Here is an 18,673-nt window from a genome sequence, read left to right on the forward strand (position 1 = left end):
ACGTTGCTCACGATCGCCTGAAATCGCTGCTCACGATCCTCTGAAATCGTTGCTCACGATGCGCTGAAATCCGTGCTCACGATCCCGCGAAACGCGCAGTCGACAAAGCCGACAAACCCTCACCGTTGACCGAGATCGGTTTCAGTGATCCCAAACGCCCCGGGGCTCATGGGAGAGCAAAGCATGCGCAACGAAAACGACGTCCTCGAAGTCACAGCGATATTCACGCGTAATCCCGACGGCCAATCATGGTCGCCGCCGGAGGACGTCGGCGCTAGTGACCAGCCTCCACACCCAGCACCACCGGATGCAACGGTTGCTGCCGCGCACAACGTACCGTACGAAGTCTCACCTGAGATCAAACAAGCGATGCTCGCGGCGGCCCGCGGCCAGCAACTGGTCGACCGCCTCGCCGCGCTTCAGAACGATGCGGTCCAAAAGTACACCGGCATCTCGCGAAGCGAGCTCGGGTTGCGCGTTTGGAACGCGCCGATGGCGGCGGTCGCAAGTCGCCTCGGCCTCAAAAAGCACGTGCTGATGCGCATCTGCAAACTCTATGAAGTGCCGACGCCGCCGAAGGGATACTTCAACATGAGTTTCGCCAACCGCCCGATCCGATGGACGCGCGTTGCCGTGGGCGGTTGACCGCATGGCCGCCCCTCCTCTTTGCGAGAGACCCGAGGTCCTCGATCGCCTCCGGCTGAAGGCCCACCAGCTCCACGGGCTCCTCAACGTTGGCATCATTGCGCCTGTCGCGTGCGGTGGTGAGGGATGGCCAACTGTACGGTAGAATGATCCTGCTCATCCGATGGTTGGGCTGGACCCGCAGTCTGCAACGTGGTTGCATATGACGTTCGATAAAACCTTTTTGGGGGGATGGGAATGAAACAGCTCATATTGGCTGCCGCACTGGCGCTCGCCACAACCGCCGCACATGCGCAGTATCTCAGCGGCACCGGTTCAAATCCGAGTACGCATACCTCGTCGGGATATACCCGCAGCAGCGGGACTTACGTGGCGCCGTACGTCGCGACCAATCCGAATAGCACGCAACGCGACAACTTCGGCACCAGCGGCAACAACAATCCGTATACGGGCCAAAGCGGTCATCGTACGCCGCGGTACTAGCAGCCGAGTGGAGAGTAGGTCGACCAGCTTTCGTCGGAGGAAGCTCAAAAAGCTCCGGCGCGCTATTCCACAAAAACCTTCGTGAAGGGCGCCGGCTCGCCTCGGGGAATCGAGCAGCCAACGACGCCCCCTAGGACCAGTGGCGCAGGACGATGGGCGCTCATATGCTCGGCGGTTAACCGAATCTGGAGCAACCCTTGATACCAAACTATGCTGCCCGAATCCGGGCGCTCGACGACGACGCGCTGGAAAGATTTGTGAACGACTGGGCCAAACGCCGGACGCGCGACTACGTCGACACGCAGCGTTGGGCCGGTTCTGGAGATATGGGTCGTGACGTGGTGGGCTATGCCACCCGAAGGCGCCACGAAGGCGAATGGGACAATTTTCAGTGCAAGCAGCTGTCGTCCAGGCTGTCTGAAAAGGACGCCTTCATCGAGCTCGGCAAGATCTTCATGCACGCGGCCGCCGGACATTACAGGCTCCCGCGAGCGTATACCTTCGTCGCCCCCAAGGGCGTCGTCCGGAACGTCCAGAACTACGTCGCTCATCCGGAACGCTTTCGCCAGGCGTTCCTCGACAGATGGGCCGAATTCGTTGCGTCGGAGCTTGTCGAAAACCAGGTCGTTGCGCTCACGCCGGAGATCCGCGATGCCATCGGGCAATTCGCTTTCGATAGCATCTACTGGCTTGATGCCGTCGGGCTTGCCGAAGACGAACATGCAGTACCGGCACTAGTCAAGTGGTTCGCCTATGACCCGGGTGCGGCTCCCGCGGGCGTCACTCCGGACCTGCCGCAGGACGAGGAAGCACCCTACATCGCGCAACTGATCGGTCTCTACGGGGAACGCTGCAACACCACGTTTGCCGACTTCGACGCGGCGCTGGCCAATCCCGACTGGGGAGAGCATCTTAAAGATCAGCGGACGCGATATTTCGAGGCCGCCGCGTTCGATCGGTACTATCGCGACTCAACGCCGTCGGACTATCTGTCGACTTTCAAGGACGACCTCTACCATGGGGTCGTGGACACGCACCGCGACCAGCATGTCGACGGTCTCACCCGCGTCCTGAAGGTTCTGGCGCAAGCGTCGCAGGTGTCGCCAGCAGGCATCCTAGGCTACTATGCGAAGGTTCCCGTCAAGCAGGGCACCTGCCACCAATTCGCGAACGAAGGACGGCTGCCGTGGAGAAAGTGACAGAGGAGCCCCGTCCCCACCCGTTCAACTCCTCGCTCGAAACCGGCATCCGCGCTCTGGTCTTGCTAGAGGCTCTCCATCCGCGCCAGTGCGATCTCATCGAACTCACGTGGTTCGATCACCTAGTCGTGCACACCGGCGACATCGAGGGCGAGGACGTCCCCGGCAGCCTGCATCCCGATCTGCCCAACCGGGCGGGCGAGCTTCTGGTCCGCCGACGGCTGGTCGAGGACAGTCTCCTGTTGATGCAACGGGTGCATCTGGTCGACGTGGTCGATGGCGAGGAGGGCATCTCGTTCGCTGCCAGCGAGGACGCTCCGAGCTTCCTCGCCATGCTGAAGGCGCCCTACACCGTCGAACTGAAGAAGCGCGCGGCGTGGATGGCCGAGCGCTTCGCGTCATTGTCAAAGGCGGCGATCCGGGATCTGATCGACGACAAGATAGGACGCTGGACGGCGGAATTCCAAATCACGCATCACTCGACGAGCTGACAGTGGCTCACCGCGGCTTCTCGCTCCGACATCTTGTCTTCACCGGCCCGGGTCTCGAGCCGGCGAAGCTGTCGTTCGCCGACGGAGTGAGCGTCGTGTTTGGAGCCTCGGACACCGGCAAGTCGTACATCGTGAAGGCAACTTCCTTCATGATGGGAGCCCGGACGAAGCTGCCGAAGATCGACGAAAGTGACGGCTACGACGCCGGCTGGCTCGGCCTGGTCCTCCCCTCCGGGCGCGAGGTGACACTCTACCGGTCGACCAAGGGCGGCGGCATGAGGCTCCACGAAGGCTTGGTGACGGGCGCGGCGAAGAACACCGGTACCGTTCTCGCGACCACCGACAATAAAAAGGACGAGACGATCTCGCATTTCGTGCTCGACCAGATCGGCCTCGCAGACAAGTTGATCGTGAGGAACGGCAACGCGGACAAGGAGAAGCTGTCGATTCGGCTGCTTGCGCCGCTGTTCCTGATCGAAGAGGATCTCATCATCAACGGGCGCAGCCCGATCCTCTACTCGCAGCAGCACGCCGAGGTGACGTTCGAGAAGAACCTGTTCCGACTGCTACTGACCGGTCAGGACGACTCCGGCGTGCAAACTTCAATGTCGAGCAAGTCGCGAACCGTGGCTAACACCGCCAAGGTCGAGATCCTCGACGAACTGATCGCGCAGATCGACAAGCAACTGGGCGAAGGCGAGATCGACCGCGCCGACCTGCAGAGACAGATGGACGACGTCGACGCCTCGCTGGCATCGCTTCACGAAACCATGCAGGGCGCCCAGAAGGACATTGACGACCTGGTCTCGGAGCGGCGGGCGAAGGCCGACAGGAAGCTCGAATTCAACGGGAGGCTGACCGAGCTCGACGTCACGCTGAGCCGCTTCGCAAGTCTGGACGCGGTTTACGGTAGCGATATCGCCCGGCTCGAAGCCCTGGAGGAGGGCGGCTTCATCCTCAGCGCAATGAGCGGACAGCACTGCGCCGTCTGCGGCGCGCCGCCGAGCGCGCAGCGGCACAACCACGCGGCCGACGAGATCCAGAAGTCGCACGCCGCCGCCGCGGCCGAGGCACGCAAGATTGAACGCGAACGGCGCGACCTAGCGCGCACAGTCGCGTCGCTGACCGTCGAGGCCGGCGGACTGCGGAACGCCATAGTCAAGCTCGAACGAGACCTCGTTGGAATCGAACGGAGGATTGCCGAAGCGCGGCCGAAGGAAGTCGCCGCCCGAAATGACTACGAAGTTTTCTCCTCCAGGAAAAGCGAGCTAGAGACGATCTCCTCGCTACTCGCCCGCCGCGATGACCTTGTCGTGAAGAAGTCCCAAGTCGCGGCGAAGCCGCCGGCGAAGAAAACCGAGTACAAGATGGCCGTCGGCATCGACGGGCCGACGGCGTACGCGTTTGGAAAGACCCTCCGGGAAGTCCTGCATACTTGGCGTTTTCCCCGCGCCTCGGAGGCGCAGTTCGATCTGACGACCAGCGACGTCACCATCGGCGGCAAGGAGCGCTCCGCCAGTGGCAAGGGCGTGAAGGCGATTCTGCATGCGGCCGTCAACGTGGCGCTGCTCATCCATTGTCGCGAGCGGAATCTACCTCATCCCGGAATCATCATGCTCGACACGCCCCTGCTCACCTATCGCGAGCCGCTAGAGAGCAAGTACGGGGATCTGTCTCCGGACGAGGTCGAGCTCTCGAACACCAGCCTAGCGACGCGCTTCTACGATCACCTGACGAGCCTGAAGGACATCGCGCAGTTCGTCGTCATCGAGAACAAGGACGTGCCGGAGGACGTCGACGGACCGCTGTCAGTCGAGACGTTCACGGCGAACCCGAACTCTGGGCGCTACGGGCTCTTTCCTTTGAAACGTACCGGCTAGACGGTGCCGCCCCGCCGAGCTTCCCAGGCGCCCTACCCGCCCACGGCCCGACAGCGTCTTCTCGATCGCACGATGTCCTGCCCAACCTGAACGACCGACGACCGGGGGTCGAAGGCCTTCCTAGCCTTCAGGTCCACCGCCAGCCCCGGCAGTACAAAAAGGAAAAGAACCGACAGGTCGCGGCCGCGCTTCTGACAGGTGTCGCGGCGGGCGCGAACGCTTACAGCGCATCTCGCGCCGGGTATGGCAGCTACACAACGCCCAGCGGCCGGACAGGCAGCTTCTACAGCCCGACGGCCGCGGCCATTGCGCAGAGCAACGCTGCGGCTCAAACCATGCAATGATCGCCAGCACGGTCGAAGCCGGCCAGCGCAATATGGCCGTGCTCGAGCAAGCTGTGATCAAAGACAACACGCTCATGCCTGGTGAATGGTACGGCGGACAATTGCATGTCGCTCCCCCTACCGACCAGGGCGGAGCTCAAGAGAGCTACACGATCATCGTCACTGTCGGGTCCGATCGGCATGTCGTCGACGTGGCGCAAGGCCCGCCGGGAGTTTAGCATTCGCAGCTCGCACTCCATCGTGGGACCGGACGGCGCCGCTCTCCGTTTCTAACTTGAGGTCCGGTTAAGACCTTAGCGAACTCCAGCGTGGCGCAGTTTACCCGAAGGAAGGCTTTGAACTCACCACGAGGGGCGACAAAACTTCGTTCGGCGATCGTCGACGTCGCAGCGGCACTGCTTGTCGAAACGGTCCGTGCATCAGTCCTTGCACGTCGAGCGGAATCCGGGCGGCAAGGCATCCCTGCCCGGCTCGGGCTGTCTACAGAGGGCTCCCGGCGCCTGAGCCTCGGTCGCGCGATCTATCACCGCATCGGGCGGTCGCTGCGGTCTCCGCGACCAAAGGTCTCAGAGTTCGGCCGCGGTTCACCTACTGGCTTGGGAACGCGGCGCCATCCTGCGCCTCTGCGCTTGGCTGGGCCTTAGGAACGTATGGCGTCAATCGCGTGGGCGATCAGGATCGCGACGCTGACCGCGATGATGATGACTAGCAGCCAAGTGATCACGTTCGTCTCCATCCACGCCATGGAGTGAACGCGCGCAATCGCGCACAGTCAAAAGCAACCGGCGGAAAAGCTTAACCTCGGCGCTGAGCTGAGGATTCAAGGCAACTCTTGCGTCCGGGTTCGGTCCTATCGGCGGAATGCGAGTAGGAGAAGAACAACAACGCACGATGCGATCAAGAGTAGCAAAGTACCCACGTCACGCCCCGACCCATTAGGGTTGGATCCGACCTATGCCATGCGGGAGGCGACCCCAAGTACACCAGGTACCTCGTTGCCACCCTTGTCTCTGTAAGAAGAATGGCGCGCCAGCGGGAACCGGGGCCCATCCGAAGATGGCCTCTCAGCTCTGCCTCCGTTCATGCAGGCGATCACATACTGTCGGCTCACGCGAGCACCTGACGGCGTGAACCGGCGTAGCTTCAAGGGACTTTTCCCCACCTACGACGCGCAGTAGCTCTCCCCCCCCGAGTGTTGACTACTTCTTCGTTACGCGAGCGGCGGCAGCTGCGGAACGCTCGCGCTTGGGCGTTACTTGTAGCTGCAAGCCCATGGCCGAGAGCACTGCAAGAACCGTGGAAAAATTCGGAAGCTGTGTGTTGGTTTTGAAAGCTCGATAAATACTCTGCCGGCCTAAACCCGTCTGTCTTGCCATCTCGGCAATGTTGAAGTTGGCAAGTCCCTCCCCAATGGCCTTACAAATTGTGCTGGGTTCAGCCGTCGCAAATGCGCTGTTTAGCTCGTTGGCCAGCGTCGAAGGGGCGACCGGTCGGTATGTTTTGCTCATTCCAATCTCCCCAAAAAAGAAAGGCCGGCTCTTTGAGCCGGCCCCTATTTTTTTCAGTGATGCTGCTCAGTACCGGCCGATACTCGGGCCGCCGAACTTGTAGTTCACGCGAACCGTGACGAGATCGACGTCCTGACGGATGCGATCCGCACCGAATGCTACGCCCGCGGGACCCGTGAATGCGAGGGTACGATCCTGCATAAACAGATGATCGTATTCGACACCAGCCGACCAGCCGGGAGCAAAGCCGTATTCCAGGCCTACCCCGACGGTACCGCCCCAACGGGTGTCATCGCCGGTGGTGGCAAGCACAGCGCCAGTCGCAGTCGAATAGATCCGGTTGCGATTATCGGTCACGGCAGCACCGCCCTTGACGTAGAACAGGACGTTGTTGGTGGCCCAGCCGAGCTGACCCGTGAACAGACCGAACGCATTGATCCGTGAATCGTTGCGGAAGCCCGGTCCGAACAAGGTGCTCAGGTTGCTGCCTCGCAAGTCGGCCCAGTCGCCCTGCGCTTCGAGGCCGAATACCCAGGTCCCAGTCTGCCAGCGATAACCAACCTGACCGCCCGCAACTCCGCCAGTCGCATCGTGCGAGCCTTCGGGGCCCACCAGGAACGGGGCAACCGAATCCCAGCTGTTGCGGCTTGAGCCCCAACCGCCGTTGGCGCCGATGTAGAAGCCACTCCAGTCATAAATCGCGGCGACCATCGGAGGCGCCTTGGTGTAGGGACGCGCTGCCATATCCGCCGCGCTTGCCGGAGCCGATAGGCCGAGAGCCAGTGTTCCGGCCGCAACCGCAATAAGTTTCTTCATTCGAGTCTCCCCAGAGATAATCAGTTTTAAGAGTCGCTAGTTCGCCCACCTGCCTTTCAACAGTACTCGCTCGTGGGTGTTTTGCTGTAGCTGGCCCGCCACACTCGCGATCGAAGGCAGGCCGGAACTCTTTTATAACCGTTAAGTAATTGGGAACTTTATGCACGTTGGCGTTCACAATGCGCCAGCGTTGTTCGCCTGGCTGCTGCCGGAGCCGGGATACAGCCCTGTACCCACGCGTTCTCGAAAAAGCGCCCCGCCGGCTTTGTCGGCCAGCGGGTTCTCTAGTCTCGGTACTCGTCACCAATCCGCGATGGCTAATCGGGTTGCGATAACATGACGGCAGGTTTACTCCTGAGCCCTTGGCGCTGCGTCGCTCGTCTCAGTTGAACGGATCCTGGATCGATGGCGCCGACTGCCTAATGCGGCGCACGCTCACCGGCGAGCCGTCGGAGACGAACAGCAGCTCGTATCGGCGGCCTTCACTGTCGGTGGCCGAGCAGGTGATATCAGTCACCTTCCTCGCAGCGAAATTGCCAGTTTGGCGGCAGGTACCGGTTGATGGCTGCTCGGCCGGCACCGGCAGTCCGTCAACTTTGGGCCGATCCTTGGAATTGAGCAGCATGCGATCAATCGGCAGCTGGTAGGAATTGTCGTCGGCCCGTTTGCCGTTCTCGCCGGAGAACGATACCACGTGGCTCTCATCGTCGGGATCGTCGACAGCTACCGCAAAATTCACCCGCCCTTTGTCGCCATGGGCGTAAGCCACCGTCTTGCATTCGAAGCTGCGCCCGTCGACCTTCAGCGTCTTGCAGTGCCCGGACATCAGCGCCAACAGATCGATAAAGGCGTTCGGTCCGGCACCGAACGAGGAGCTCAAGGATTCTTCCTTCTGAGGAGATTGAGCAAAGCACGGCGCAAGGTAAACTAGGAAAACAAGCGCTGCGGCAGTCGAATATTTGGGCATTTGGTCGCTTACGAGAGTATCCATGTATCTCAATTGCGCAACAGGCAGACCACATCAGGATGGAAAGCGCAATGTACACGAATGGTCCGGTCACTACCCGCCCCGCAGCCCTGCGGAATGGCTGGCCGACGGCCACGTGACCTGCAACATCCAATGCCTGAACGGCCGCTGTCATCTCAGGGCCGACGTGCGGCTCGATACACTCCCGCCGGATCAGCCGTGTCGCGCGTCGGCTTGCGCCTGGTCTGCTCCACATGCGGCGCCGCAGGATCTGTGCATATCCTCCCGAACTGGCATGACAGTCGCGGGCAAGTGAGGCCAAGCATGGGCGCTTGAGGTTTTGATTCCAGCGATGAAGCCGTCACCGAACGCCCTTTTGCCAATCCGGAAGCTGCCGCCCACCAGCTCCTTCGGCTCGCTTTAGGCATCGAGGCGGTGCAGGACGGCAGAATCCATATCGAGAAGATCAACTACCCCTTCCTCTACACGCTCAAGGCAAGCGGCGCAGAGTTCGGCGCCGGTATCAGGTGCGCTGTCGAGAAGGGCTGGTTAGAGCTGCATGAGAGCGGCACGTATGTGCGGGTGCTGACGCCCGGCCAGGATCTGCTGGCACTCCGTTAGGAACCGACCGGGCAAACTCTGTTTGAATCCGCGCTGGCTCGGCGCCATGAGCTGGCGGAGCGGCCCCGGCCTATAATGCTCCAGCCCCCCAAGCCGGGGCCGTATCTCGGTTGGCGACCACGCAGCTGGGAGCATCCGCTTTGGCTGGTTTTTGGGAGGGTTCGCTCTCGCTCACGGGCACCCTGGGAAACGAGGCGCTCGCCTAGGTGGCGACAGTCTTCATGACAGTCGACACAGCTTCGATGAGGACCGGGCACCTTTCATATTCCTTAGCATCGCCCGCAACAGTACCGCGAAGCTCCCTGCACTCGCCGCCATCGAAGAACCACTCGGCTTTGCCAATGGCGACGATCACTTTGCATTTTGGGCATTGCACCTGCATCTGCCTACCATGCGCTCAGAATCGGCGCATTTCCAGCCACAACCTCAGCGAGTTTGGACAAGAAAGCTGCCAAAAAGAAACGAAGGTCGACCCATGGGAAAAGCCGCAGCGTGGTTCCAGCCCCACTGCGGCATTCCCGGGCAACTCGAAATTGGGTTGGTACTTAAATCGCGCCGGTGTTCCGAGAGTAGAACACCCCGTTCCAAAGATGGAGTCGGTATAATTACCGGTGGCGCCTTGTCACTTTAGAGCGAAGATGGCACGGCTTGCTTTCCAGCCCCCAATGCTCCCCGCTGCCGAATCCAATTGCGGATTTGAGCGCCGGAGCCTCGAAAGTGAAGGTCGCAGGAACGGCCAGAGGCTGCTCCTGCGACCGACGCCGCGACGTTCCGCACGATCGGCGCGGCGGCTGCAACTGTTAGCACAGAGGCTAGTCAGAGCGAATGGCGGGCCGCGACGAGCCAGACGACCTTATAAATTGAGCGGCTTGTCGTCCCAGTTAAGCAGCCCCAATCCTCGCTCAAGCTCTTCCTTCTTGCCACGAGCCTTACGGCAAGAGCGTCATTGACCAGCGGTGGAGTCGCCACAGCTCTTTATCCGACATGCAAAGGGGAAGCTGGCAACTAGTCGTCTGCGGAGCGCGGAAGGTTTAGAGGCGCCCGCGAACTTTAGCTGTTCTTCTGACTGATCCTCTCCGCCGTCGGTGCGGCGTGCCAATCCTTCTTTGCTCAGCTTCGAGCACGCGGTTGCAAAGGGCTTCGAGTTCGGAAAGTTCAGAGATGAGTGCATCCAGATACTGGCGGCGCAGGACATCTGCGCGAGCAGAATTACGCATGGAACGCCCCTAAAATATCACACACAAAAACTGCGAGGCCGCTAACGCGGTAAATGTGGCCAGTACAGCCTTTGCATTAACCGGCGTCAAGATGCATCTGCCGGATGCAACGGGCGGCTTTCGCTCAAATGAAAAGCCCGCCCACCTGGGAGCCGGCGGGATGACTAGGATTACGATCCGGACAGACCGCGAAATTACTTGAGCACAAAGGCACGCCAGCGAGAACCGGCGGATGGTGGGCAATCGAAAGCTATCAAAATCCGCCCGCCTGCTACGTGCTGAGCCCCCGCACGACCGAGCCGCATCACAGATCAACAGGTGGCGTACCAACCATCCGGAAACGGTAGCAGAGGCCAGGTGCCTGCGTTGTCATTCGCGACCTCGGGCATGACGTTGATGGTTCTTCGCCCACTCGCCCCCTCAGTAGGAGTGGAAGAGGGGCAGGCAACAGGCGCACGCCCGCGACCATGGGAGCGTTGCTCGGAAAGCTCTGTGCTTAAGTGCGTAGTCTCTATGGAGGGCATAATGTGCAGTCCGCGCGCTGGGAGCGCTGAAATATTTGAGGGAAAACGTCCGGGCTCAGATCACGCCCACAATGATCAAAACTCCGACCTCGACCAGTAGAAGCGTACCCGTTGCTGCGGAGATGAAAAACCAATCACCTAATGACAGGAACTGCATGATTGCGTCCCAATTTGCCAAAGAAGCGGCCCCTACATCCATTAGACGGCGTAAGCAGGGGGCACGAGATGGGGCCGCTTCCAGGAGGTCCTTGACGCGTGCGTCCGGCGCCAAGCATTCGCATCCTAATCCAAATTTAAATCTCGTCTAGCATTTAATTCAATTAATTGAATTTGTTTGTTTAATATTCAATCGGGTGACATTTGCAACGATGCAAGCCGTCGGGTGACGGCGACTTCCGCTCCCTGGTCGAGGCCGTTCAGCGCCGCGGCGTGCGGGTCACCGTGATTTCCACGATCGCGAGCCAGCCGCCGATGATCGCCGACGAGCTGCGCCGCCGGCCGACGTCTTCACCGACCTCGTCGAGCTGCAGTCAAAGCTCGGCCGCGACCCGTCCGAACGCCCCGCCCCGCGCGATCGTGATGCGCGTGGACACATGCCCAAATTCTTGCAGGAACCGAAGGGAAACGACCCACACGAGTAGACCCTGAAGGCGGCGCCGCATTTCGCAAGTGCGGATGGGCCGTTGGCAGATGTCGCTTTGAGATATCTTGGCGACGGCTCGGGTCGCTTGCATGCAGTCGAAGCCTGTCCTGGCATCAAGGTCAACCGACAACCAAGGAAACTAGTGGACAAGCACGAGGATCGGGGGCCCGACCGCTCGTTTCCGCTCTAGCGAAAGGCCGCCGCCGACGTCGGCGGCCTTCGGCTTGTTACGAGCAGGTTGCTCCGGACATTTTTTGACGGGGCGTGCAGGTGGTCATCATCCTTTTCTGCCCGGCCGCGCCCTTCGCTGGTTGCGCCACCGGCGCCTTTGATTTTGCCGCACCGGGAGCGGGCGGCATGGCTTGCGCCTTTACTTCCAACGAAAACGAAACAAAGAGAGAAGCAACAGCAATAATCGCGAGCGCACTCTTCATCTTACCCTCCGTTTGGTTTGGCAGTGAGGCTTTCAACTAAGGAGCGCGACGGCCGGCATCCGAAACGAGTACAGGTCGGCCATCCGTTCGACGCTCGCGTCTAGACAGGCCGAGCTAGCCGCTGCTTGAGTCGCGATCGGCTGCCGGGGCTGCGCTGGCACTGAGTTTCCAATTCTGTCGTTCAGCTTTCGGCTCTCCTCAGAAATCCGAAGCGCGGCGCGCTACGCACATCCAACAGATATCAATTCCGAAATCGAATAACCGGCGATATCTGATCTTTGCCTCACAAATCACATCTGTAAATAGAAAACTGGCAACGTGATGGATTAATTACGCTCCTGGCCACCCGAATTAAATAGGCCTTGGTCGCAACACGCGGCAGCGCCTTCGAGCAAACGGAGCCACATGCGTTACGTGGGGGGGCCCGCTCACGATCCGAAGACGGCCCGGTTGATCACTGTCACTGCGGTCTTTGCGCTCATCTTCGCAATGGCGATGTGACAGCGCAAGTCGAGCGGTAGTTGTTGTCCCGGCCGCCGACGGAGTTTGGCCTGTAGACCGAGATCCGGACAAAACGCGAGGCTCTGTCGCATGAAGACCGCCAGGTGTGAACGAAAGGCCGCGAGTTAAGGCGTGGCCAAAAAGCGAAGCGGGATCGCGTCAGCGACGATCTGGACGCACGTGGAGGGGCACGACTTTATCCATGTCGCTGTGACCGGAGCGCCGGCTTTGCAGCTTCACCACCTGCTCGAGTTCGAGAGCCTCTATGGCGAGCTCATCTGCCAAGCGTTTTGCGGGTCGCTCGATCGCCTGCTCATAAGGGCCAAATCCGCGGCATCCGCACGGAGTTTGTCCAATTTTCCCGTTAGGTCCGCCATGGTATCGGCCCCGTCCTAGACCCACCTCGTTATGCGTGACGGGATGCAGGTCAACGGCGGAACACGCTAGGGGTTCTTCGTTAACCGATTGTAAGGCCGACATTCGTGAAGGCCGAGATGTGTGAGCGAGCGCCCGCTAGCTTTGCCGAGCGCGTCTGCGGCTATCCGATCAATGCTTCAGTGCGCACACGTGGTTACGAGCAGCATGGTCCGGCTGCATTGCCACTCGGACCCCAACATTGGTTCATGGACTCCACGAGGAGTACCGACGGCCATAGTAGTTCCAGCCGCGACCAGAACAGCGGCCGTCAGCGCGAGCATTCGATAGGTTGCCAAGTTCCACTTCATTGCGCTTCCCTCCAGTGGAAGCGCGCACGCTACGCTCAGGGATTACCTCCCACTTGTGAACTACTTCACAGAGCGCTTCTCAGCAGTCATCACAGTCGCGTGCAGCAAGCCTGCTGCATGAAGCGGCGGCCATTGATGCGCTAGACCGCCTAGGCCAGTCATATGTTATGCTGCAGTCCCCAGAAGGCGATCAGCAGTAGGGCTGCAACTCCCAGCAATAGGAGAATGGCTTCCAGCATGACAAATCAAGCTCCGCCCGAGGGAATCACATGCGTGAAACTTGGTCATGTAAGCTCCCAGCCTGGACCGCCCTGCCCCGGCCCGATCTGATCGAAAAGAAAGACCCGCCTGAGTGCTGGCCGTTCTTAATTGCCCTTCGAATCGCGGTAGACAATTGCCCCGCGGGATCGGGATACGGCGGAATGAGCGATCTTGGCCGCTTGCACTGGGCCAGCCATTTGCAGAACTTCGGCATGAGACCTTCCGCTTCGATTTAATTTGATTTAATTACGGCTCTAAGGTAACAGTTCTATTTTAAATAACTTCGATTTAATTTTACGGACACTATGATTTGATTGACTTCCCAGATTCTCGCAGCAGGTTGCCCGAGACAATCGATTGCGCTCTGCGGGGCCAACCCTTTACTCGGAGGAGAACTATGGCGCAGAACAGTTCGCATTCGACACGCACCCCAAAGTACGGCTCAATCAGCTTCGGCCGTTCAAAAGCAAATTGCTTGATCCGCAGCATCTCTGTATACGGTGCCGCCCTTGATATTGCAGGAAATGAAAAGATTCCCGACGAATTCGCGCTGACTGTCATTCCGGACGGTGACCCACGTCGCTGTTCAGTCGTCTGGCGTAAAGAAAAACGTATCGCCGTCGCGTTCTATTGATACGCCAACTCATGCGGATGCAGGATTTCAGCAGCGGCGAGCCGCCGCAATTTGCGAGGCCGAACGCTCGTTAGCCAACGCGTATTTTGCCAAGGGCAAGGCGCCGACAGCCTGCGTAATGCGCGATTAGCACTCGCGGCCCGACGCGTCCTTGTCCGGTAAGACGCGCCGGGCCTAACCATTCCCTGCTTTCCCCGTAAGGTTTGGCTGAGCCAGCATAGAGCAATTCTACAAGCGACTTATACGTGTCTGTGCAATCCCCAGAACGCGATCAGCAGGAGGGCCACGGCCCCGATCCCCAGCAACATGAGAAATTTTCCAGCATGACGAATCAAGCTCCGGCTCGTGTGCAGGATACACGGGACGAAATTCGCCTGATAGCCGCTCTGATGGTGGAGACGGGCCGCTGAGCATCTAGAATTTCTCTGACGATCTTTAGCCTCTTCATCCGTCGGCAAAAAAGAATCCGCCGACAGAAAGGCGCAACTGAGGGCACCTTCCTTATCTCTCTTAATGCCTAGCTGCGAGGAGTCTTGTCTTCTCGGTTGAGCAGGCCAAGCCGTCGCTCCAGCTCTTGCTTTTTGGCCACGAGCCTCACGGCAAGAATGTCATTTACGAGCGCGTGGAATTGCCACAGCTCTTCAACCGACATGCTCTCAAACGGCTTCCGTTCCATGAATCCCCCGACTCATGTGTTCCCACAGCTTGGGCTTAAAAGCGGGAGCCAGCAACGCTTAGTCGGTTGAGCGCGGAAGGTTATCTACTGTGACGGCGTGTGCGCGATTTTTCGGAAGCTCGCCGGCACGACCTCGACAGGTAGCGTCGCAACTCAGCTTGCATTAATCGGTGTCGCAACACGCCCAATTCTGCAATCTGATGTTCTAGAAATGCGACACGTTGATGCAAGGCGATAGCGGCATAGGGGATACGATCAGAAATAACAATATTCCACCTCCGCCCGAAACTTCTAATTGATTGCCCAGCGCGATGCTCGATTGTCAAGAACTGCGCCCGACAGGCAGACGCGCGCGCTGTTCGAACGGCTCGCCGAACGGCTCGGAGAGATGGTGCAAGAGATCGAGACGACGATCGCCGCGCGGACCAAGCTGAGTGGCCGCTGGGAATAGATGCGATAAAAATCGTCGTCAGCCGCGCGCGTAAGGACAGACTTAGCCTCGCTGATTTCGTTGACAAAAACGGCTTGGTTTTCTCACCTTTTGAACACCCTTTTCGGGTGAGGGGAAATTCCTTATTCGTTCTCGCATGTCAGACGACCTCACCATGCGCCGCACCGTCGGCGGCGAAACCGCGCCCGACGATTACGAGGTGATCTGGGACGAGCTTTCGATCGGACGGATCTTCCGCGGCGTGGGCGTCGCCGGCATCAACGGGTGGTCCTGGTCGGTCTTCCTGCCGAACGTGCCGCAGCGCGACCAGCACCGCGGTGGGGCCGGCAGTCTCGCCGAGGCCAAGGCCCGCTTTCGAAACGCATGGGACGATCTGCACGGGCAGATCAGTTACGATGAGATAAGGAAGGCCCGCGAGATCCAGGGCCGCCGGCGGCCGTGGTACCGCCAGAGCACCGTCCGCCCGCTTTAACTTGCTTGAAGGCACCCATCTGACGCGCGTTGTATAAACGCGAAGGTTGGGGACCGAATCAATGCTGAAGCGAGTGGCCAGAGCAGAGCAGCATCCACGCTGCGAGAACTGCGACATCCCGACAATCCTGAGAACTTTCGTTCTCGACACCCAGTCCGGTCGCGAAGTCGGGGTGTACCAATGCCCTAACTGCGCCAAGCTGCACTGGAAAGAGTGAAGCGCCCGTTTGTCGAACTGGTTGAGCTGCTCGCGACCAGGTGAGCATCGCCGGGACCGAGCTTGGAGGCAGCTTTCGCGTTCGCAGCACGTTCCGTGCGGACTAAATTCCTTGAGCTATCTCAACGTAAGCACAAAACGAAAAGCTGAGGCGGTCCAGTCCGGATCGTGTGCTTCAATGATGGTCGCGCGATGCGACGTCATCGCCTGCTCCTCATGTCGCGCGGTTCCTTTGTTCGAGCCGATGGCCGTTCCTTCGTCCCGACCCGCAGAGCGTCGATCGCGTCGCGCGCCGGGGCGGTCAAGGCCGGCCGTCGCGCTTGGCTTGCGGCTGGCTCCGGCGTGGCCAGGCTGCGCCTTGACCGCGCCGAGCACGGCGCGAGGATCAAGCGGGTCGGACGGCTGCATCGTCGGTCCTCGTCAGTTCGAAGGCGCGTCCTTTAGCCAGCACCGCCCAGGCGATGCGAGCAAGCTTGTTGGCGAGCGCGATCGCGAGCACGTTGTGGTGCAACCGCCTCTTGGCGGCTTCGATCCAGGATTTGAGTCCGTAACGTTCCCAGTTCTTGATCCTGACCAGCACAACCCATGCCGCCTGCACAAACAGAACGCGCAGGTAGCGATTGCCGCGCCTCGAGATTTTGCCGAGGATCGTGCGATCTCCCGTCGAGATCTGCTTGGGCACCAGTCCGAGCCAGGCGCCGAAGTCGCGGCCTTTGGAGAAGACGTCTCCAGTGCCGATCGCGGCCACCATGGCACTCGAAATGATCGGCCCGACGCCAGGCACCGTCATCAGGCGCGAACAGGCCTGATCTTGATGGGCCAGTGCTTCGATCTCGCCGGATAGGCCATCGATACGCTGATCCAGTCGGCGCCAGTCGCCTGCCAACTCCTCGATGACACGCAACATGCGCGGCGACGGGCATCGGTGCGCGTCGCAAGGATGGTGGGCAGTTCCGTGCGCAGGAAGCCGATACCCTGGCGCACGGCGATCCCCCGTTCCAGCATGAAGGCGCGAATCTGGTTCATGATGCCGGTGCGTTGTGACACCAGCCGTTCGCGCACCCGATGCAGCGCCTGCAGATCCAGTTGCTCTGCGGTCTTGGTCGCCACGAACTTCATCGTCGGGCGCTGCACGGCTTCGGCAATCGCTTCGGCATCATTGAAGTCGTTCTTCTGTCCCTTGCTATAGGGACGAACATATTTGGCCGGCATCAACCTGGCATCGTGACCAAGCGATGCGAGTTTGCGGCTCAGGTGATGTGCGCCGACGCAGGCTTCCATGCCGATCAGGCAAGGCGGTATATTGGCGAGCCGCACTTCCACTTGGCCCCGCGACCATTTTTGCCGCAGCACGATGGCGCCGCGTGCATCGTGGCCCACGACGTGGAACGAGTTCTTGCCGATATCAATGCCGATCACGGCGACTGTGGTATTGGGGGTCTGAGACATGGCGAGCTCCTTGTTTTGGCGCCCCTGGCCAGCTTATCGCTGGCGGGGCAGGAGCACGGCCGGACCATCCCATTAACGGAAGTCGCGCCGTATGGCTGCTATTTCGACGCTACGATGGCAGGCGGCTGCCAAGTCCCCCCGCCAGCTGGCAAGACCGACGGTGGTTCGGTCTTCGGCCAATAGAGCCGCAGAACAATATAAATTGGTCCATTGGGAGCAGGCAGCCAGTTGGCCTCTTTATCAGCGCCTGGTGATTTGTTCTGGATGTAGAGCGTTAAGGAGCCGTCGGGATTCTTCTTCATCGTCGGCAGCATTGGCGTGTTTATCAAATACCGGTTGATCGGGTTTTCGATCAGCAATTGCGTCTTGCCGTCATACATTGTCACCGACCAGAAGGCGTCTACTGGCGGGAGTTGTCCTGCTGGAAAGGTGATCGAATAATCGGACTTGGACCCGTCAAGGGCCTCGCCGTTAGCAAGCGCCTTAGTCATCGGGTAGACGGCTTCTACAGCGTCGTTACCATAGATACCGCCCTTGGCGGCGGCAGCCCGCTTCAACCAGTCGCCGCTATAAAATTCCCGGTTTCCAAACCACGATCCGATTTGCCAGCCATTTACTTCTTTCTGTCCGCTCGCAAGGTACTTCTCAACCTTCGCCTCGCCGTCCTTCATGCCCAGCCCGACTTCGAGCTTGTGCTCCAGTGGTAGATCCTTGAAGTTGAAGGTCTTGCCGGAGCCGACCCCAATGCGCGCGAGCTTCTCTCGGATCTGCCGTTCTTCCGGACCCGCTGGCGCGAACTGCAACGCGAAGTCGAGGTATTCGAAGAAATTCTTCTTGACCAGCTCGCTATTGGCTTTGGGGAAATCGATTGCGGGCGCGGCTGGTGGCGCTGGCTGCTTGAGGTAAGTCGACAAAGGTTGCACTCCGTAACCCGCCTGCGCCTTCTCGACATTCGGCATGTCTTCCGGATTAAAGAGTTGCGTGCGGTAGGCTGCGACGGAAAATTGCGTCGTTGACTGAAAGACCTTTTTGATACCGGGCGGTGTCGGTCCGTTCCAATCGGGGCCGACTACTAGGTAGTCACCGGGCTCGCTGCCAGTCGCACGGCTACCAATATAGCCGTAGTTGAATGTGTTGCCGTCGCACAGCATAACCGAATAATAACGGCTTTTTTCGATGGCGGGCACCGACAGCACAATTGGCTCTGCACGCAAATCGAGCCATAACATGGAATACGGGGTATCGCTGTTGGGTGTGATGACGGCCGTATCCTTGTAGGTGAAAACGCGCGGTTCATTTTTGATCTGATTGAATGGCGCCTTGTACTGCCCTGAGTTCTTGTCGACGGAATACTCGTACATCACAGCGTAGTTCATCACGATGGGCAGCCCGTAGATAAATCCTTCCTCCGCGATGGCTGCGCGTTTCGCGGGATCGTGAGCACGGATTTCAGCGCATCGTGAGCAACGATTTCAGAGGATCGTGAGCAGCGATTTCAGGCGATCGTGAGCAACGT

The 18,673-nt window shown here is 59.8% G+C and carries 16 protein-coding genes and 3 pseudogenes; 11 read left to right on the forward strand and 8 right to left on the reverse strand.

From position 1 onward, the window contains the following. Positions 1–183 precede the first annotated feature (183 nt). From IVB42_RS19670 to IVB42_RS19695, 6 genes are all read left to right on the forward strand, one after another. The gene (locus IVB42_RS19670; RefSeq protein ID WP_247399028.1) at positions 184–645 is read left to right on the forward strand and encodes a hypothetical protein; all 462 of its coding nucleotides are present in this window, start codon (positions 184–186) and stop codon (positions 643–645) included. A gap of 237 nt (positions 646–882) precedes the next feature. Beyond that, entirely contained in the window at positions 883–1,128 is a 246-nt protein-coding gene (locus IVB42_RS19675; RefSeq protein WP_247399030.1) for a hypothetical protein, read from the forward strand. A gap of 197 nt (positions 1,129–1,325) precedes the next feature. Then, on the forward strand, positions 1,326–2,327 hold the full coding sequence (locus IVB42_RS19680) for an ABC-three component system protein (RefSeq protein WP_247399032.1): 1,002 nt from the start codon (positions 1,326–1,328) through the stop codon (positions 2,325–2,327). Further along, the gene (locus IVB42_RS19685) at positions 2,315–2,818 is read left to right on the forward strand and encodes an ABC-three component system middle component 2 (protein ID WP_247399033.1); all 504 of its coding nucleotides are present in this window, start codon (positions 2,315–2,317) and stop codon (positions 2,816–2,818) included. Before IVB42_RS19680 ends, IVB42_RS19685 begins: the two co-directional genes overlap by 13 nt. A gap of 2 nt (positions 2,819–2,820) precedes the next feature. Continuing rightward, positions 2,821–4,698, forward strand: coding sequence for a hypothetical protein (locus tag IVB42_RS19690; protein WP_247399035.1), 1,878 nt, complete (start codon positions 2,821–2,823; stop codon positions 4,696–4,698). 340 nt (positions 4,699–5,038) lie between these two features. Continuing rightward, positions 5,039–5,260 (forward strand): hypothetical protein, encoded by a 222-nt coding sequence (locus IVB42_RS19695; RefSeq protein ID WP_247397019.1) that lies wholly within the window; start codon positions 5,039–5,041, stop codon positions 5,258–5,260. A gap of 981 nt (positions 5,261–6,241) precedes the next feature. Here the strand turns inward: IVB42_RS19695 and IVB42_RS19700 are convergent. The 3 genes from IVB42_RS19700 to IVB42_RS19710 form a co-directional block, all read right to left on the reverse strand. Then, complete coding sequence (locus IVB42_RS19700) at positions 6,242–6,550, reverse strand: addiction module antidote protein (protein WP_247397017.1); 309 nt, start codon at positions 6,548–6,550, stop codon at positions 6,242–6,244. Positions 6,551–6,616: 66 nt separating this feature from the next. Then, a complete protein-coding gene (locus IVB42_RS19705) occupies positions 6,617–7,366 on the reverse strand; it encodes an outer membrane beta-barrel protein (RefSeq protein ID WP_247288204.1) in 750 nt (249 codons plus the stop codon). Positions 7,367–7,748: 382 nt separating this feature from the next. After that, on the reverse strand, positions 7,749–8,333 hold the full coding sequence (locus IVB42_RS19710) for a hypothetical protein (RefSeq protein ID WP_247397026.1): 585 nt from the start codon (positions 8,331–8,333) through the stop codon (positions 7,749–7,751). Between the two features lie 426 nt (positions 8,334–8,759). Here IVB42_RS19710 and IVB42_RS19715 point away from each other — a divergent pair, with 426 nt between their 5' ends. Next, positions 8,760–8,954 (forward strand): hypothetical protein, encoded by a 195-nt coding sequence (locus IVB42_RS19715; protein ID WP_247397022.1) that lies wholly within the window; start codon positions 8,760–8,762, stop codon positions 8,952–8,954. 2,119 nt (positions 8,955–11,073) lie between these two features. Beyond that, a pseudogene (locus tag IVB42_RS19720) lies at positions 11,074–11,336 on the forward strand (NYN domain-containing protein); the annotation flags it as partial. Positions 11,337–11,565: 229 nt separating this feature from the next. Here the strand turns inward: IVB42_RS19720 and IVB42_RS19725 are convergent. Then, positions 11,566–11,772 (reverse strand): hypothetical protein, encoded by a 207-nt coding sequence (locus tag IVB42_RS19725; RefSeq protein ID WP_247395894.1) that lies wholly within the window; start codon positions 11,770–11,772, stop codon positions 11,566–11,568. Between the two features lie 1,884 nt (positions 11,773–13,656). On the opposite strand from IVB42_RS19725, the gene IVB42_RS19730 reads away from it, so the two are divergent. Further along, entirely contained in the window at positions 13,657–13,893 is a 237-nt protein-coding gene (locus IVB42_RS19730; RefSeq protein WP_247395892.1) for a PilZ domain-containing protein, read from the forward strand. A gap of 517 nt (positions 13,894–14,410) precedes the next feature. Here IVB42_RS19730 and IVB42_RS19735 read toward each other — a convergent pair. Beyond that, positions 14,411–14,569, reverse strand: a complete 159-nt coding sequence (locus tag IVB42_RS19735; protein ID WP_247395890.1) for a hypothetical protein — start codon at positions 14,567–14,569, stop codon at positions 14,411–14,413. Between the two features lie 319 nt (positions 14,570–14,888). On the opposite strand from IVB42_RS19735, the gene IVB42_RS42045 reads away from it, so the two are divergent. Together IVB42_RS42045 and IVB42_RS19740 are read left to right on the forward strand one after the other, a co-directional pair. Next, positions 14,889–15,020: a hypothetical protein gene (locus tag IVB42_RS42045; RefSeq protein ID WP_256467029.1), complete on the forward strand. Its 132-nt coding sequence runs from the start codon at positions 14,889–14,891 to the stop codon at positions 15,018–15,020. 154 nt (positions 15,021–15,174) lie between these two features. After that, positions 15,175–15,492, forward strand: a complete 318-nt coding sequence (locus IVB42_RS19740) for a hypothetical protein (protein WP_247282416.1) — start codon at positions 15,175–15,177, stop codon at positions 15,490–15,492. Positions 15,493–15,825: 333 nt separating this feature from the next. Here the strand turns inward: IVB42_RS19740 and IVB42_RS19745 are convergent, their stop codons facing one another. From IVB42_RS19745 to IVB42_RS19755, 3 genes and pseudogenes are all read right to left on the reverse strand, one after another. After that, positions 15,826–16,116 carry a hypothetical protein gene (locus IVB42_RS19745; RefSeq protein WP_247395889.1) on the reverse strand — a complete coding sequence of 97 codons (291 nt, stop codon included), beginning with the start codon at positions 16,114–16,116 and terminating at the stop codon, positions 15,826–15,828. Continuing rightward, positions 16,094–17,157: pseudogene (locus IVB42_RS19750) on the reverse strand (IS110 family transposase). Before IVB42_RS19750 ends, IVB42_RS19745 begins: the two are co-directional and overlap by 23 nt. 98 nt (positions 17,158–17,255) lie before the next feature. After that, positions 17,256–18,572: pseudogene (locus IVB42_RS19755) on the reverse strand (DUF1254 domain-containing protein); the annotation flags it as partial. Between the last annotated feature and the right edge of the window lie 101 nt (positions 18,573–18,673).

This window comes from Bradyrhizobium sp. 45, assembly GCF_023073155.1.
Classification (GTDB): domain Bacteria; phylum Pseudomonadota; class Alphaproteobacteria; order Rhizobiales; family Xanthobacteraceae; genus Bradyrhizobium; species Bradyrhizobium canariense_D.

Bases quoted from the DNA above. Each gene is read 5' to 3' on its own strand.
- IVB42_RS19670 (WP_247399028.1), top strand. From the start codon at position 184: ATGCGCAACGAAAACGACGTCCTCGAAGTCACAGCGATATTCACGCGT.
- IVB42_RS19675 (WP_247399030.1), top strand. From the start codon at position 883: ATGAAACAGCTCATATTGGCTGCCGCACTGGCGCTCGCCACAACCGCC.
- IVB42_RS19695 (WP_247397019.1), top strand. From the start codon at position 5,039: ATGATCGCCAGCACGGTCGAAGCCGGCCAGCGCAATATGGCCGTGCTC.
- IVB42_RS19700 (WP_247397017.1), bottom strand. From the start codon at position 6,550: ATGAGCAAAACATACCGACCGGTCGCCCCTTCGACGCTGGCCAACGAG.
- IVB42_RS19705 (WP_247288204.1), bottom strand. From the start codon at position 7,366: ATGAAGAAACTTATTGCGGTTGCGGCCGGAACACTGGCTCTCGGCCTA.
- IVB42_RS19710 (WP_247397026.1), bottom strand. From the start codon at position 8,333: ATGCCCAAATATTCGACTGCCGCAGCGCTTGTTTTCCTAGTTTACCTT.
- IVB42_RS19725 (WP_247395894.1), bottom strand. From the start codon at position 11,772: ATGAAGAGTGCGCTCGCGATTATTGCTGTTGCTTCTCTCTTTGTTTCG.
- IVB42_RS19730 (WP_247395892.1), top strand. From the start codon at position 13,657: ATGGCGCAGAACAGTTCGCATTCGACACGCACCCCAAAGTACGGCTCA.
- IVB42_RS19735 (WP_247395890.1), bottom strand. From the start codon at position 14,569: ATGGAACGGAAGCCGTTTGAGAGCATGTCGGTTGAAGAGCTGTGGCAA.
- IVB42_RS19740 (WP_247282416.1), top strand. From the start codon at position 15,175: ATGCGCCGCACCGTCGGCGGCGAAACCGCGCCCGACGATTACGAGGTG.
- IVB42_RS19745 (WP_247395889.1), bottom strand. From the start codon at position 16,116: ATGCAGCCGTCCGACCCGCTTGATCCTCGCGCCGTGCTCGGCGCGGTC.